Genomic DNA, 14,216 nt, shown 5'->3' on the forward strand with positions numbered 1-14,216 from the left:
CCTTACCCGGAGTCAACCGCCGCTCGCCGATCCGGCCATGTTGCAATGATGCCGCCCCGCGCCTAGACAGGCCGCACCGCCCTGCAACAATCCTTCAGGCTTCATGAAGTCCGCCCCCTCCTATTTCGACATCCGCATCGCAACCTCGGAGCGCGATCTGAAGGCCGCACAGCGCCTGCGCTATCGTGTCTTCGTCGAGGAACTGGGTGGCGATGGCGCGTTGGTCGACCACGAGGCGCGGCTGGAACGCGACGAATTCGATCCGGTCGTCGATCATCTGTGCCTGATCGACACCCGCCGTTCCGCCGAAGACCTGGATCACGTGGTCGGCGCCTATCGCCTTCTGCCCGGCAGCCGCGCGGCCGAATTCGGGCGATTCTACTGCGATGCGGAATACGATCTGACACCGCTGCGGCAATCGGGGCGATCGCTGCTGGAACTGGGCCGGTCCTGCGTCGATCCCGATTACAGGGGTGGCTCGGGGATGTTCCTGCTGTGGAACGCGCTGGCCGATTATGTGCTGGATCTGGGGATCGAGGTGCTGTTCGGCGTGGCCAGTTTCCACGGCACCGACCCGGCCGAACTGGCACCCTCGCTGAGCTGGCTGCATCACAACCATCTGGCGCCGTTGGGTCTGCGCCCGCGCGCGCGCGCGGCGGGCTTTCAGCCGATGGACCTGATTCCGCCCGAACGGCTGGACCGGCGCGAGGCGCTGGTGTCGATGCCGGCGCTGATCAAGGCCTATCTGCGGCTGGGCGGGCTGGTGGGCGAAGGTGCTTTCGTGGACCGCGCGTTCAACACGACCGATGTGTTCCTGCTGATGGATACCAAGGCAATGTCGGACAAGCATCGAAAGTTCTATGAAAGCCGCTGGCACGGCCAATGAGCGGGCCATTGCGCGAGGCCACATGGCGCGAAGGCGCGCCTCCGGCCTTGCCGCGCCCGCACGGCGTGGCGGAATGGTGGCGGGTGATCCGGCGGGCTGTGCCGGCATTGCTGGTGCTGTTGCTGGGCGTGGTGCTGATCCTGCCGCTGCGCGCGGCCGAGAGGCTGATCCACGGCTCGCGCCGGCCCTGGACGGGGCCGCATGTGCAACTTGTCTGCCGGCTGGTCCTGGCCTGTATCGGCCTGGACTGGCAGCGCAAGGGGCGACCCATGCGCGGCCCCGGCGCGGTGGTGGCGAATCATTCGAGCTGGCTCGATATCCTGACCATGAACGCCGCCATGCCGGTCTTTTTCGTCAGCAAGGCCGAGGTTCGCCGCTGGCCGGGGATCAATATCCTGACGGCGGTCACGAACACGCATTTCGTGGTCCGTGACCCGAAATTTGCCCGTGCGCAGGCGACCGAATTCGCTGCCCGCATCCGCGCCGGCCACCGGCTGCTGTTCTTTCCCGAGGGCACCTCGACCGATGGTCGCCGCGTTCTGGCCTTCAAGCCGACGCTGTTTCAGGGCTTTCTGGATCCCGGCCTGCCCGCGGATCTGGCCATCCAGCCGATGAGCGTGATCTACCACGCACCCGAAGGCGCTGATCCGCGGTTTTACGGCTGGTGGGCCGACATGGCGCTGGCCGATCACCTGCTGGCAGTGCTGTCCGCGCGCCGTCAGGGAATGGCAGAGGTGGTGCTGCATCAGCCGGTGCCGGTCGCGGGCGAGACGCGCAAATCTCTGGCCGCGAAGACCGAGGCCGCGGTGCGGGGCGGGGTCGAACAGGGACTTGTCCAGAACCCGCCCAGGCGCCAGGGCTGAGAGAGGGGCGCAAGCGGCGACGCGGTTGGGCGGTGTCCCGGCGGGTGTTGCATCGGCCTTGATTGCGCGGAAATGCCGATCTTCGGGGGCTTCCCTATTGAGGCTTGAACGCGCATGATCGGCGGGTTATCCGAAGTCTCTCCGATGACTATATATAGTGGTCTCGCCCGTCGTGACTGCCAAAGGAATGCCGCTATGACCCGCTTTGCCGTCCCCATCGCCGAACAGATCTGGGATATGAAATACCGGATGAAGGACGCCGAGGGGAAGGCGATCGACGCATCGGTCGAGGATAGCTGGCGGCGCGTGGCGCGCGATCTGGCGCGGGTCGAGAAGGACGCCGCGCTGTGGGAGGATCGGTTCTACGCCGCGCTGGAGGATTTCAAGTTCCTGCCCGCCGGACGGATTCTGGCGGGCGCGGGCACCGGCCGCTCGGTGACGCTGTTCAACTGCTTCGTCATGGGCACGATTCCCGACAGCATGGCCGGCATCTTCGACATGCTGAAGGAGGCCGCGCTGACCATGCAGCAGGGTGGCGGGATCGGTTACGATTTCAGCACCATCCGCCCGCGCGGAGCCGAGGTGAAGGGCGTGGCGGCCGACGCGTCCGGCCCGCTGTCCTTCATGGATGTCTGGGACGCGATGTGTCGCACGATCATGTCGGCCGGGTCGCGCCGGGGGGCGATGATGGCGACGATGCGCTGCGACCACCCGGACGTGGAACACTTCATCGAGGCGAAGCAGGACAGCGCCCGGTTGCGCATGTTCAATCTGTCCGTCCTTGTCACCGACGATTTCATGGAGGCGGTCAGGGCCGACGGGCCATGGGACCTGACCTATGGCGACAGGGTCTATCGCACGGTTCAGGCGCGCGATCTTTGGAACCGGATCATGAAGGCCACCTATGATTACGCCGAACCCGGCGTGATCTTCATCGACCGGATCAACAAGGCCAACAACCTGAACTATGTCGAGACGATCGCCGCGACCAATCCCTGCGGCGAACAGCCCCTGCCGCCCTATGGCGCCTGCCTGCTGGGTTCGGTCAACCTGGCGCGGCTGGTGACGGATCCCTTCACCGATGCCGCCAGGCTGGACGAAAAGGCGCTGGACGGCCTGGTCCGGACCGCCATCCGGATGATGGACAATGTCGTCGATGCCTCGAAATTCCCGCTGCCGCAGCAGCGGGCCGAGGCGCAGGCCAAGCGCCGGATCGGACTGGGCGTCACCGGCCTTGCCGATGCGCTTCTGATGCTGGGCCTGCGCTACGGCGCGGCTGATGCGGTTGAACAGACGCGCGTCTGGATGAAGGCCATCGCCAGATCCGCCTATCTGGCCAGCACCGATCTGGCGCGAGAGAAGGGCGCCTTTCCGCTGTTCGATGCCGGGAAATATCTTGCATCCGGCTTCATGTCGAAGATGGACGCGGATGTGCGCGAGGCGGTGGCAAAACACGGTATCCGCAACGCGCTGCTGACCAGCATCGCGCCGACCGGGACAATCAGCCTTTACGCCGGCAACGTCTCTTCGGGGATCGAGCCGGTCTTTGCCTATGCCTATACCCGCAAGGTTCTGCAGAAGGATGGTTCGCGCACCGAGGAAGAGGTGGTCGACTACGCCGTGCAGATGTGGCGCGACCTGCATGGCGACGCGGCCCTGCCGGATTATTTCGTGAACGCGCAGACGCTGGCCCCCCGCGATCACGTCGCCATGCAGGCCGCCGCGCAGGAATGGGTCGACAGTTCCATCTCCAAGACCATCAACTGCCCCGAGGATATCGGTTTCGAGGAATTCAAGGATGTCTATCTGTCGGCCTGGGATCTGGGCTGCAAGGGCTGCACCACCTATCGACCCAACGATGTGACCGGCAGCGTGCTGTCGGTCAGCGAAAAGTCCGAAACCGCGCCCGAGGCCGATCAGGGCGCCGATGTGGTCTATCTGACCGAGCCGCTGGACCGTCCGGCCGAACTGGAGGGCGCGACCTACAAGCTGAAATGGCCGGGCAGCGAACACGCGATCTACATCACCGTGAATGACATCGTGCAATCGGGTCATCGCCGGCCCTTCGAGGTCTTCATCAATTCCAAGAACATGGAACATTATTCCTGGACCGTGGCGCTGACGCGGATGATCAGCGCGGTGTTCCGACGCGGCGGGGACGTGTCCTTCGTGGTCGAGGAACTGAAGGCGGTGTTCGACCCGCGTGGCGGCGCCTGGATGGCCGGCCGCTATGTCCCCTCGATCCTCGCCGCGATCGGCGGCGTGATCGAACGCCACATGATCGCCATCGGTTTTCTGGAAGGCGAGGGCAAGGGGCTGAAATCGGACCCGAAGGCCGAGGTCATGACCATCGGCGAGGCGCCCGGCGGCCCGGCCTGCCCAAGCTGCGGGCAATACGGAATGCGGATGGTCGAGGGCTGCATGACCTGCCCAAGCTGCGGCCATTCCAAATGCGGCTAGCCGCCTGACGCCTGGGTCAGATCGCCCGCGGCGGCGGCGACGGCGGCGCCCAGCGTCTTGACATGCTCGTGCCCGATCCGGTGGGTCGGGCCGCTGACGCTGATGCCGGCCACGGCCTCGCCCGTCAGATCGAAGACCGGGGCGGCGATGCAGCGCATCCCGCGGGTACGTTCCTCGTCGTCGAAGGCGAAGCCGCGATGGCGGATGCGCGACATGTCGGCCTGCAATGCCTCGGGCGTGGTCAGGGTGTTGTCGGTAAAGCGTTGCAGCGGCGCGCGCTCCAGCACCTCACGCAGGATCTCGGGGCGGCCGAAGGCCAGCAGCGCCTTGCCGATGCCGGAGGCGTGCAGCGCCGAGCGGGTGCCGGGCGGAAAGAAGGCGCGGATCGTCTCGTGCGTTTCGGCCTGGCTGACGAACAGCACCGCGTCGCCGTTCAGGATACCCAGATTGGCGGTTTCCCCGGTATGTTCCATCAGTGCGCGCAGGATCGGGCGCGCGCGCTCGACGATGCCCGAGCGGCGCATGAAGGCTGATCCCAGCCGGAAGGTTGCCGGCCCGATATGCCAGGCTTGGGTTGCCGGGTCGCTTTCCGCCACGCCGCGCGCGGCCAGCGTATGCAGCACACGGTGCACGGTCGAGGGCGACTGGTCCATCCTTTCGGCCACCTCGGACAGCGTCAGGCCGGGATGGGCGGCCAGCAGGTCCAGAATGTCCAGCGCCCTGTCCAGCGCCTGAATCGTGCCCGCGGCCTCGGGCGCGCTGCGCGGGCGACCCCGTTTGCGTTGCGGTTCAGCCATTTTCAACCTCTGCTTAATTCAGCCATCTCTTGCGGACGAAAATCCCGTTGCGCAACTGGAAAATCGCAACGCTCTGTAAAAACGGGACAATCCGGAACATTTCCGCTTGCCGGAAATGATTTCCAGAAAAATTGCGAACTTGCAAGGGCAGGGCTAGCATTTCGATACTCGCAGGAGGAGTCGCCATGACAAGCCAGAACCCCGTCTTCATTCCCGGTCCCACCAACATTCCAGAGGTGCTGCGCAAGGCCGTGGACATGCCCACGATCGACCATCGCAGCCCGGTTTTCGGGCGCATCCTGCATCCCGCGCTGGACGGTGTGAAACAGGTGCTGAAGACGGCCGAGGGCCGGGTCTTTGTCTTTCCCTCGACCGGCACCGGAGGCTGGGAAACCGCGATCACCAACACGCTGTCGGCCGGCGACAAGGTTCTGGCCACCCGCAACGGCATGTTCAGCCATCGCTGGATCGACATGTGCCAGCGGCACGGGCTGGACGTCCAGGTCGTCATGCAGGAATGGGGCGAGGGCGTGCCCGCCGATCGCTTCGAGGACATCCTGACCGCGGACAGGGAACATCAGATCAAGGCGGTTCTGGCCACCCATAACGAAACCGCGACCGGCGTGCGCAGCGACATCGCCGCCGTCCGCCGCGCGCTGGATGCCGCAGGCCACCCGGCGCTGCTGCTGGTCGATGGCGTCAGTTCGATCGCTTGCTACGATTTCCGCATGGATGAATGGGGCGTCGATATCGCCGTGACCGGCAGCCAGAAGGGCTTCATGCTGCCGCCGGGCCTGGCCATCCTGGGCTTTTCGCCCAAGGCGATGGCGGCGGTCGAGACCGCCCGGCTGCCGCGCACCTTCTTCGACATCCGCGACATGGCCAGAGGCTATGCCGCCAACGGTTATCCCTACACGCCGCCGGTCGGGTTGCTGAACGGCCTGAACCTGGCCTGCCAGATGCTGCTGGATGAGGGGCTGGACAATGTCTTTGCCCGCCATCACCGCATCGCCGAGGGCGTGCGCCGCGCGGTCGACGCCTGGGGCTTGCGGCTTTGCGCGGCGCGGCCGGATCTGTATTCCGACAGCGTCAGCGCGATCCGCGTCCCCGAGGGCTTTGACGCCAACCGCATCGTCAGCCATGCGCTGAACACCTATGACGTGGCCTTCGGCACCGGTCTGGGCGACGTGGCCGGCAAGGTCTTCCGCATCGGGCATCTGGGCATGCTGACGGACGTGATGGCGCTGTCGGGCATTGCCACGGCGGAAATGGTCATGGCCGACCTGGGCCTGCCGATCACGCTTGGCAGCGGCGTCGCCGCGGCGCAGGATCATTATCGCCAGAGCGCCGCCGGCAGCCAGCGGGCAGCCGCATGATGAAGGACATCGCTATGGATATTCCCACCTATGACGACATGCTGGTCGCGCATGATCGGATCAAGCCGCATATCCGGCGCACGCCGGTCCGGACATCGGATTACCTGAACGATCTGACCGGCGCGCAGCTGTTCTTCAAATGCGAGAATTTCCAGGAACCGGGGGCCTTCAAGGTCCGCGGCGCCAGCAACGCGGTCTTCGGGCTGAGCGACGATCAGGCGAAAAGGGGCGTGGCCACGCATTCCTCGGGCAATCACGCCTCGTGCCTGTCCTACGCGGCGATGCGGCGGGGTATTCCCTGCCATGTGGTGATGCCGCGCACCGCGCCACAGGCCAAGAAGGACACCGTGCGCCGCTATGGCGGCCAGATCACCGAGTGCGATCCCTCGACCAGCTCGCGCGAGGCGACCTTTGCGAAGGTGCAGGAGGCGACGGGGGGCGATTTCGTCCATCCCTACAACGACCCGCGCGTGATCGCGGGGCAGGGCACCTGCGCCAAGGAACTGATGGAGCAGGCCGACGGGCTGGATATCGTCACCGCCCCGATCGGCGGCGGCGGCATGATTTCGGGCACCTGCCTGACGCTGGCGACGCTGTCGCCCCAGACGCGGGTGATCGCGGCCGAGCCGGAACAGGCCGATGACGCCTATCGCAGCTTCAAGGCCGGCCACATCATCGCCGATGATGCGCCCAAGACCATCGCCGACGGGTTGCTGGTGCCGCTCAAGGACCTGACCTGGCATTTCGTCAGCAACCACGTCTCCGACATCTATACCGCGTCCGACGCCGAGATCGTCGATGCGATGAAGCTGATCTGGAAACATCTGCGCGTGGTGATGGAGCCCAGCAGCGCCGTGCCGCTGGCCACCATCCTGAAAAACCGCGACGCATTCGCCGGCAAGCGCGTCGGCATCATCATCACCGGCGGCAATGTCGATCTGGACAGGCTGCCCTGGACCCAAGGAGAGGCGTCATGAACGCACCCGCGAACTTCGACAATCTGGAAGTCGGCTTCGACGTGCCGGCGCTGCCCGGCATGGATGAAAGCGAAATCCAGACACCCTGCCTGATCCTCGATCTGGACGCGCTGGAGCGCAACATCAGGAAGATGGGCGATTACGCCAGGGCACACGGGATGCGCCACCGCAGCCACGGCAAGATGCACAAGTCCGTGGACGTGCAGAAATTGCAGGAAAGCCTGGGCGGCGCGGTCGGTGTCTGTTGCCAGAAGGTCAGCGAGGCCGAGGTCTTTGTCCGCGGCGGCATCAAGGACGTGCTGGTCAGCAACCAGGTCCGCGACCCGAAGAAGATCGACCGACTGGCGCGTTTGCCCAAGCATGGCAGCCGGATCATCGTCTGCGTGGACGACGTGGCAAACGTGGCCGACCTGTCGGCGGCGGCGCAGAAGCGCGGCACGCAACTGGAAGTCTTTGTCGAGATCGATTGCGGCGCCGGCCGCTGCGGGGTCAAGACCGCCGACGCAGTGGTCGAGATCGCGCGCGCCGTCGATGCCGCGCCGGGACTGAAATTCACCGGCATCCAGGCCTATCAGGGCGCGATGCAGCATCTGGACAGCTATGACGACCGCAAGGCGAAACTGGACGCTGCCATCGCGCAGGTGCGGGACGCCGTCGATGCGCTGAAGGCCGAGGGTCTGGAACCCGAGCTGGTCTCGGGCGGCGGCACCGGCAGCTACTATTTCGAAAGCAATTCGGGCGTCTACAATGAGTTGCAATGCGGCAGCTACGCCTTCATGGATGCCGATTACGGACGTATCCACGACAAGGACGGCAAGCGCATCGACCAGGGCGAATGGGAAAACGCGCTGTTCATCCTGACCAGCGTGATGAGCCACGCCAAGCCCGACAAGGCCATCTGCGATGCCGGCCTGAAGGCGCAGTCGGTCGATAGCGGGCTGCCCTTCATCTATGGCCGCGATGACGTGAAATACGTCAAATGCAGCGACGAACATGGCGTGATCGAGGATCCGGACGGCGCGCTGAAAGTGAATGACAAGCTGCGACTGGTGCCGGGCCATTGCGATCCGACCTGCAACGTCCATGACTGGTATGTCGGTGTCCGCAACGGCAAGGTCGAAACGCTGTGGCCGGTCAGCGCGCGCGGGAAGGCCTATTGATGTGGGTCGTTCCTGAAAAGGAAATCGCCGGCCTGATGACGCCCGAGGCGGCGTTCGAGGCGGTCGAGGCGGTCTTCGCGGCCATGGCGCGCGGAGATGCCAGCAACTTTCCGGTCGTGCGCGAGGCGATCGGCTACGAAGATGCGCTGTATGGCTTCAAGGGCGGCTTCGACAGGGCGGCGCTGAACCTTGGACTGAAGGCCGGCGGCTACTGGCCCAACAACCAGAAGCACGGGATCATCAACCACCAGTCCACGGTATTTCTCTTCGACCCGGATACCGGACGGGTCGCGGCGGCGGTGGGCGGCAACCTGCTGACCGCCTTGCGCACAGCCGCGGCCAGCGCCGTGTCGATCAGGCATCTGGCGCCGAAGGATGCCCGCGTGCTGGGCATGATCGGTGCGGGCCATCAATCTGCGTTCCAGATGAGGGCCGCCGTGCAGGCCGCCGATTTCACCAGCGTGATCGGCTGGAACCCGCATCCCCAGATGCTGACACGGCTGGCCGATACCGCGGCCGAACTGGGTCTGCCCTTCGAGGCGGTCGATCTGGGCCGGCTGGGGGCCGAGGCGGATGTCATCATCTCGATCACCTCGGCCTTCGAGCCGCTGCTGATGGACGCCCATGTGAAGGGCCCGACCCATATCGCCGCGATGGGCACCGATACGCGCGGCAAGCAGGAACTGGACCCGGCCCTCGTCCGTCGTGCCCGGCTTTTCACCGACGAGGTTGCCCAATCCCTCAGCATCGGTGAATTCCAGCACGCCGCGGCGCAGAATATGATTTCCACCAGCGATGTCACCGCGATAGGCCAGGTCATCATCGGCAATCATCGGGGACGAGACGATGCGCAGATCACCATTTTCGACGGCACCGGCGTCGGGCTGCAGGATCTTGCGGTCGCAGGCGCGGTCGTCGAACGCGCGAAGGAACAGGGAAAGGCCGTCGAGGTCGAGATTTGAGAAAACCGTGACATCCGTGGAAAGGGAGGTCCGCAATGTCTGATGCAAGCTATCCAACCGGCAGCGCCGCGACGGCGCATTCCGTCAACGAGCTGCTGCCGGCGCCGAAACTCGTGACGCTGGGGTTCCAGCACGTGCTGGTCATGTATGCCGGCGCCATCGCGGTGCCGCTGATCGTCGGCCGGGCGCTGCAATTGTCGCCCGAGGAGGTGGCCTTCCTGATCTCGGCCGACCTGTTCGTCTGCGGGATCGTGTCCATCATCCAGAGCCTGGGCGCGACGCAATATTTCGGTATCAAGCTGCCGGTGATGATGGGTGTCACCTTTGCCTCGGTCGGACCGATGGTGGCCATCGCGCAGACGACGCCGGGCCAGGAAGGCGCGCGTGCGCTGTTCGGGGCGATCATCGCCGCCGGCCTGATCGGAATCCTGATCGCGCCCGTGATCAGCAAGATGTTGCGCTTCTTTCCGCCGGTCGTCACCGGCACGCTGATCCTGACCATCGGCATCAGCCTGATGCCGATCGGCATCAACTGGATCTTCGGATTGCAGGGCGGCCCGACCGCGCCCAGGATCGTCGATCCCGAGGCCGTGGCCTGGCTGGACGCGGCGCGTGCGGCGGGCGATGTGCCGGCCAGCGTGGCGCTGGCGGCGAACGTGCCCAACCCGCTTTATGCCTCGGGCAGAAACATCATGATCGCGATCCTGGTTCTGGGCACGATTCTGCTGGTGTCGCGCTATGCGCGCGGCTTTCTCGCCAATATCGCGGTGCTCGTGGGCATCGCGGTGGGCGGAATCGTGGCAGCGGCCCTGGGGATGATGCAGTTCGACAAGGTGGCCACGGCCGAGTGGTTCGCCTTCATCAAGCCGCTGCATTTCGGGATGCCGACCTTCGATCCGATCATGATCCTGACCATGCTGCTGGTCATGCTGGTCACGATGATCGAATCGACCGGCATGTTCCTGGCGCTGAGCGATATCTGCAAGAAGCCACTGAGCCAGAAGTCGCTGGCCGCCGGCTTGCGCGCCGACGGCCTTGGCACGGCGATCGGCGGGTTGTTCAACACCTTTCCCTATACCTCGTTCTCGCAGAATGTCGGACTGGTGGGCGTGACCGGGATCCGGTCGCGCTTCGTCTGCGTGGCCGGAGGCGCGATCATGATCGTGCTGGGGCTGATCCCGAAAATGGGCGCTCTGGTCGAAAGCCTGCCGACCACTGTTCTGGGCGGCGCCGGGCTGGTCATGTTCGGCATGGTCGCCGCCACCGGCGTGAGGATTCTGGCGCGGGTCGATTTCGCATCCAACCGCCATAACCTGTTCATCGTCGCCATCTCGATCGGGGTCGGCATGATCCCCGTGATCGCCCCGGATTTCAACCAGTGGATGCCGAAGGCGATCTATCCGCTGGTCCATTCCGGCATTCTTCTGGCGGCGATCAGCGCGGTGCTGCTGAACTGGTTCTACAACGGCGCGCCCGATATCGACGAGGCGGAACTGCGCGAAGCGGGCCATGTCGCCGAGCATTGACCGCCTGCTGATCCGGGGTGCCGACGTCGTCGTGACCATGGATCAGTCGCGATCCGAGATCGCCTCGGGCGATGTGTTGATCGAGGATGGCAGGATCGTGGCGGTGGGCCGGGGCCTGCCGCCCGATCGTGCCCGCGTGATCGAGGCGGCGGGCTGTGTCGTCACGCCCGGCCTCGTCAACACCCACCACCACCTGTTCCAGACCCTGACCCGCGCGGTGCCCGCCGCACAGGACGCCGCGCTGTTCGGGTGGCTGAAGACATTGTATCCGATCTGGGCCCGGATGGGCCCGGATGACATCCGCCTGTCGGCCGAGATTGGCCTGGCGGAGCTGGCCATGTCGGGCTGCACCTGTTCGTCCGATCATCTCTACATGTTTCCGAACGGCGCGCGGCTGGACGACAGCATCGAGGCCGCGCGGAAGATCGGCATCCGCTTCACCGCCACGCGCGGCGCCATGTCGATCGGCGAAAGCCGGGGCGGACTGCCGCCCGATGCCCTGGTCGAGGACGAGGCCGCGATCCTGCGCGACAGCGAAAGGGTCATCGACGCCTTTCACGATCCGGCGGAAGGCGCGATGGTGCAGGTCGCGCTTGCGCCCTGTTCGCCCTTTTCGGTCAGCCGCGAGTTGATGCGCGACGCAGCGATCCTGGCACGCGACAAGGCCGTGCGGCTGCACACCCACCTGGCCGAGAACGACGAGGATATCCGTTATTCGCTTGCGACTTTCGGGATGCTGCCGGGCGATTACGCCGAAAGCCTGGGCTGGACCGGCGAGGATGTCTGGCACGCCCATTGCGTCAAGTTGTCGGCCCCCGAGATCGACCTGTTCGCGCGGACCGGCACCGGCGTCGCCCATTGCCCCTGTTCCAACGCCCGGCTGGCCAGCGGCATCGCGCCGGTCCGCGCCATGCGCGACGCAGGAGTGGCCGTGGGCCTGGGCGTCGATGGCTCGGCCAGCAACGATTGTTCCCATCTGGGGCTTGAGGCGCGGCAGGCAATGCTGGTTGCCCGGTTGCGCGACGGACCGGCCGCGATGGGCGCGCGCGAGGTGCTGGAGATCGCCACGATCGGCGGGGCGCGCGTGCTGGGGCGGCGCGATATCGGCGCCCTGGCGCCGGGGATGCAGGCCGACCTGGTGCTGTGGGATATCGGCGACTTGCCGGTGGCGGGCCACTGGGATCCGGTCGCGGCGCTGGTCTTCTGCGCGCCGGTCAGGCCAAGGGCCGTCTATGTCCAGGGCCGGGCCATCGTCGGCGAACACCGCCTGCTGAGCGCCGATCCGCGCGAGTTGCAAGGCCGGGCGCAAGCGGCCGTGGCCCGGCTTGCGGGCTGATGCGGCCGGCTTTCGCCGCGGCACATGGCGGGGGGCCTGTTTGCGCCGGCGCTTCCTTCGTGGCGAACCGCCTGGCCATCTGCGGGGAAACATTCTTCCGGGGCCGGGCATGTGCGATTATGCACCAGATGTAAAGACTGCCTTGCCTCTGCCGTGTCTCGCCTGTCGTGGCGGATCGGTTATCAATCAGGCGGCAATCATCAGGGGAGGCGAGGATGCCGGGATTTCTGACAACCCATGTTCTTGATACCGCCCGCGGCGCTCCGGCCGAGGGGATGGAGGTGGCGCTGTATCGGCTGACGGACGGGCAGCGAACCGAACTGGCGCGGCTTCGCACCAATGCGGACGGCCGCACCGACCGGCCGATCCTGCCAGAGGCGGATTTCGCGACGGGAACCTACGAGTTGCAGTTTCACGCGGGCGCGTGGATGGATGCGACCGGCATCGCGGCGGAAAACCCGCGCTTTCTGGACCTGATCCCGATCCGGTTCGGAATGTCGCAGGACGATCACTATCATGTCCCGCTGCTGATCTCGCCCTTCGGATTTTCAACCTATCGGGGAAGCTGAGCGATGGTTCCGGATCACGTCGTCATCTGGGAATGGCTGGCCTTCGCCATTCGCTGGACCCATGTCATCACCGCGATCGCCTGGATCGGGTCATCCTTCTATTTCATCGCGCTGGATCTGGGGCTGCAAAAGGCGCCGCATCTGCCGAAAGGCGCCCATGGCGAGGAATGGCAGGTCCATGGCGGCGGCTTCTACCATATCCAGAAATACCTGGTCGCGCCCGAGCGGATGCCCGAACATCTGACCTGGTTCAAATGGGAAAGCTATTCGACATGGCTGTCGGGCGCGGCCTTGCTGATGGTCACCTACTGGGCGAATTCGCAGCTGTTCCTGATCGATCCCGCGAAGATGGATCTGGTGACCTGGCAGGCGGTGCTGATTTCGGCGGGATCGCTGGCGCTTGGCTGGCTGATCTATGACCGGCTTTGCAAATCGCCGCTGGGCGAACGTCCGACGGTGCTGATGCTGCTGTTGTTCGCGGCGCTGGTGGCGATGGGCTGGGGTTACGATCAGGTCTTCACCGGCCGCGCCGCGCTGCTGCATCTGGGCGCCTTCACCGCGACGATCATGACCGCGAACGTGTTTCTGGTCATCATGCCCAATCAGCGGATCGTCGTCGCCGACCTGAAGGCCGGGCGCGCGCCGGATCCGAAATACGGCAAGATCGCCAAGCTGCGTTCGACCCACAACAACTACCTGACGCTGCCGGTCATCTTCCTGATGCTGTCCAACCATTACCCGCTGGCCTTCGCCAGCCAGTACAACTGGCTGATCGCCGCGCTGATCTTTCTGATGGGCGTCACAATTCGGCATTTCTTCAACACCATGCATTCGCGCAAGGGCGAATTGTGGTGGACCTGGCTGGTGACGGCGGTTCTGTTCATCATGATCATGTGGCTCAGCTCGGCCGGACTGAATCAGGACAGCTACGAACAGGCCGAGGCCCGCACCCTGTCCCCGTCCGAACAGCGTTTCGCCGATGCCGAGGGCTTCCAGCAGGTCAGCGACATCGTGATGGGCCGCTGCGCGATGTGCCATGCGCGGCAGCCGGGCTATGAAGGTATCTATCACGCGCCGAAGGGGATCTTTCTCGAAACCCCCGCAGACATCGCCCGCGCCGCGCGCGAGATCTATGTGCAGGCGGGACTGACCGACGCGATGCCGCCCGCCAATGTCAGCTTTATCGAACCGGAAGAGCGGGCCCGCATCATTCGCTGGTTCCGGGCGGCGGGCGCCGCCGATACGGCCGGGATGTAGGGGTCTGGCCTCTGATGCCGATGCCGGCGGGGGCGCGGCGACAGGTT

12 protein-coding genes are annotated in these 14,216 nt (G+C 65.3%); 11 read left to right on the plus strand and 1 reads right to left on the minus strand.

All coding sequences use genetic code 11. From position 1 onward, the window contains the following. Positions 1 to 103 precede the first annotated feature (103 nt). The 3 genes from olsB (at position 104) to AC13CR_RS09630 (ending at position 4,209) form a co-directional block, all read left to right on the plus strand. Positions 104 to 886, plus strand: coding sequence for an L-ornithine N(alpha)-acyltransferase (gene olsB, locus AC13CR_RS09620; protein ID WP_292953503.1), 783 nt, complete (start codon positions 104 to 106; stop codon positions 884 to 886). Further along, complete coding sequence (olsA, locus tag AC13CR_RS09625; RefSeq protein ID WP_292953506.1) at positions 883 to 1,749, plus strand: lyso-ornithine lipid O-acyltransferase; 867 nt, start codon at positions 883 to 885, stop codon at positions 1,747 to 1,749. The genes olsB and olsA overlap by 4 nt, the downstream gene beginning before the upstream one ends. A 195-nt stretch (positions 1,750 to 1,944) precedes the next feature. Next, complete coding sequence (locus AC13CR_RS09630; protein ID WP_292953509.1) at positions 1,945 to 4,209, plus strand: adenosylcobalamin-dependent ribonucleoside-diphosphate reductase; 2,265 nt, start codon at positions 1,945 to 1,947, stop codon at positions 4,207 to 4,209. On the opposite strand, the gene bhcR is transcribed toward AC13CR_RS09630, so the two are convergent. Further along, complete coding sequence (gene bhcR, locus AC13CR_RS09635) at positions 4,206 to 5,006, minus strand: HTH-type transcriptional regulator BhcR (protein WP_292953512.1); 801 nt, start codon at positions 5,004 to 5,006, stop codon at positions 4,206 to 4,208. The two genes, AC13CR_RS09630 and bhcR, sit on opposite strands and share 4 nt — an antisense overlap. Before the next feature lie 185 nt (positions 5,007 to 5,191). Here bhcR and bhcA point away from each other — a divergent pair, with 185 nt between their 5' ends. From bhcA to AC13CR_RS09675, 8 genes are all read left to right on the plus strand, one after another. Beyond that, the gene (gene bhcA, locus AC13CR_RS09640; protein WP_292953515.1) at positions 5,192 to 6,382 is read left to right on the plus strand and encodes an L-aspartate--glyoxylate aminotransferase BhcA; all 1,191 of its coding nucleotides are present in this window, start codon (positions 5,192 to 5,194) and stop codon (positions 6,380 to 6,382) included. Beyond that, on the plus strand, positions 6,382 to 7,359 hold the full coding sequence (gene bhcB, locus AC13CR_RS09645) for a beta-hydroxyaspartate dehydratase BhcB (protein WP_292953518.1): 978 nt from the start codon (positions 6,382 to 6,384) through the stop codon (positions 7,357 to 7,359). The genes bhcA and bhcB overlap by 1 nt, the downstream gene beginning before the upstream one ends. Beyond that, entirely contained in the window at positions 7,356 to 8,519 is a 1,164-nt protein-coding gene (bhcC, locus tag AC13CR_RS09650; protein WP_292953520.1) for a 3-hydroxy-D-aspartate aldolase BhcC, read from the plus strand. Before bhcB ends, bhcC begins: the two co-directional genes overlap by 4 nt. After that, positions 8,519 to 9,481, plus strand: coding sequence for an iminosuccinate reductase BhcD (gene bhcD / locus AC13CR_RS09655; RefSeq protein ID WP_292978977.1), 963 nt, complete (start codon positions 8,519 to 8,521; stop codon positions 9,479 to 9,481). The genes bhcC and bhcD overlap by 1 nt, the downstream gene beginning before the upstream one ends. Before the next feature lie 35 nt (positions 9,482 to 9,516). Further along, positions 9,517 to 11,007 carry a nucleobase:cation symporter-2 family protein gene (locus AC13CR_RS09660; protein ID WP_292953524.1) on the plus strand — a complete coding sequence of 497 codons (1,491 nt, stop codon included), beginning with the start codon at positions 9,517 to 9,519 and terminating at the stop codon, positions 11,005 to 11,007. Beyond that, entirely contained in the window at positions 10,991 to 12,343 is a 1,353-nt protein-coding gene (locus AC13CR_RS09665) for an 8-oxoguanine deaminase (protein ID WP_292953527.1), read from the plus strand. The genes AC13CR_RS09660 and AC13CR_RS09665 overlap by 17 nt, the downstream gene beginning before the upstream one ends. Positions 12,344 to 12,558: 215 nt before the next feature. Then, positions 12,559 to 12,912: a hydroxyisourate hydrolase gene (uraH, locus tag AC13CR_RS09670; protein ID WP_292953530.1), complete on the plus strand. Its 354-nt coding sequence runs from the start codon at positions 12,559 to 12,561 to the stop codon at positions 12,910 to 12,912. A 3-nt stretch (positions 12,913 to 12,915) separates the two neighbouring features. After that, positions 12,916 to 14,169, plus strand: coding sequence for a urate hydroxylase PuuD (locus tag AC13CR_RS09675; protein WP_292953533.1), 1,254 nt, complete (start codon positions 12,916 to 12,918; stop codon positions 14,167 to 14,169). Positions 14,170 to 14,216: the final 47 nt, after the last annotated feature.

This window comes from Paracoccus sp. L-17 (genome assembly GCF_056857655.1).

Bases quoted from the DNA above. Each gene is read 5' to 3' on its own strand.
- bhcC (WP_292953520.1), top strand. From the start codon at position 7,356: ATGAACGCACCCGCGAACTTCGACAATCTGGAAGTCGGCTTCGACGTG.
- bhcA (WP_292953515.1), top strand. From the start codon at position 5,192: ATGACAAGCCAGAACCCCGTCTTCATTCCCGGTCCCACCAACATTCCA.
- AC13CR_RS09675 (WP_292953533.1), top strand. From the start codon at position 12,916: ATGGTTCCGGATCACGTCGTCATCTGGGAATGGCTGGCCTTCGCCATT.
- AC13CR_RS09660 (WP_292953524.1), top strand. From the start codon at position 9,517: ATGTCTGATGCAAGCTATCCAACCGGCAGCGCCGCGACGGCGCATTCC.
- bhcD (WP_292978977.1), top strand. From the start codon at position 8,519: ATGTGGGTCGTTCCTGAAAAGGAAATCGCCGGCCTGATGACGCCCGAG.
- AC13CR_RS09665 (WP_292953527.1), top strand. From the start codon at position 10,991: ATGTCGCCGAGCATTGACCGCCTGCTGATCCGGGGTGCCGACGTCGTC.
- olsB (WP_292953503.1), top strand. From the start codon at position 104: ATGAAGTCCGCCCCCTCCTATTTCGACATCCGCATCGCAACCTCGGAG.
- bhcR (WP_292953512.1), bottom strand. From the start codon at position 5,006: ATGGCTGAACCGCAACGCAAACGGGGTCGCCCGCGCAGCGCGCCCGAG.
- bhcB (WP_292953518.1), top strand. From the start codon at position 6,382: ATGAAGGACATCGCTATGGATATTCCCACCTATGACGACATGCTGGTC.
- uraH (WP_292953530.1), top strand. From the start codon at position 12,559: ATGCCGGGATTTCTGACAACCCATGTTCTTGATACCGCCCGCGGCGCT.
- AC13CR_RS09630 (WP_292953509.1), top strand. From the start codon at position 1,945: ATGACCCGCTTTGCCGTCCCCATCGCCGAACAGATCTGGGATATGAAA.
- olsA (WP_292953506.1), top strand. From the start codon at position 883: ATGAGCGGGCCATTGCGCGAGGCCACATGGCGCGAAGGCGCGCCTCCG.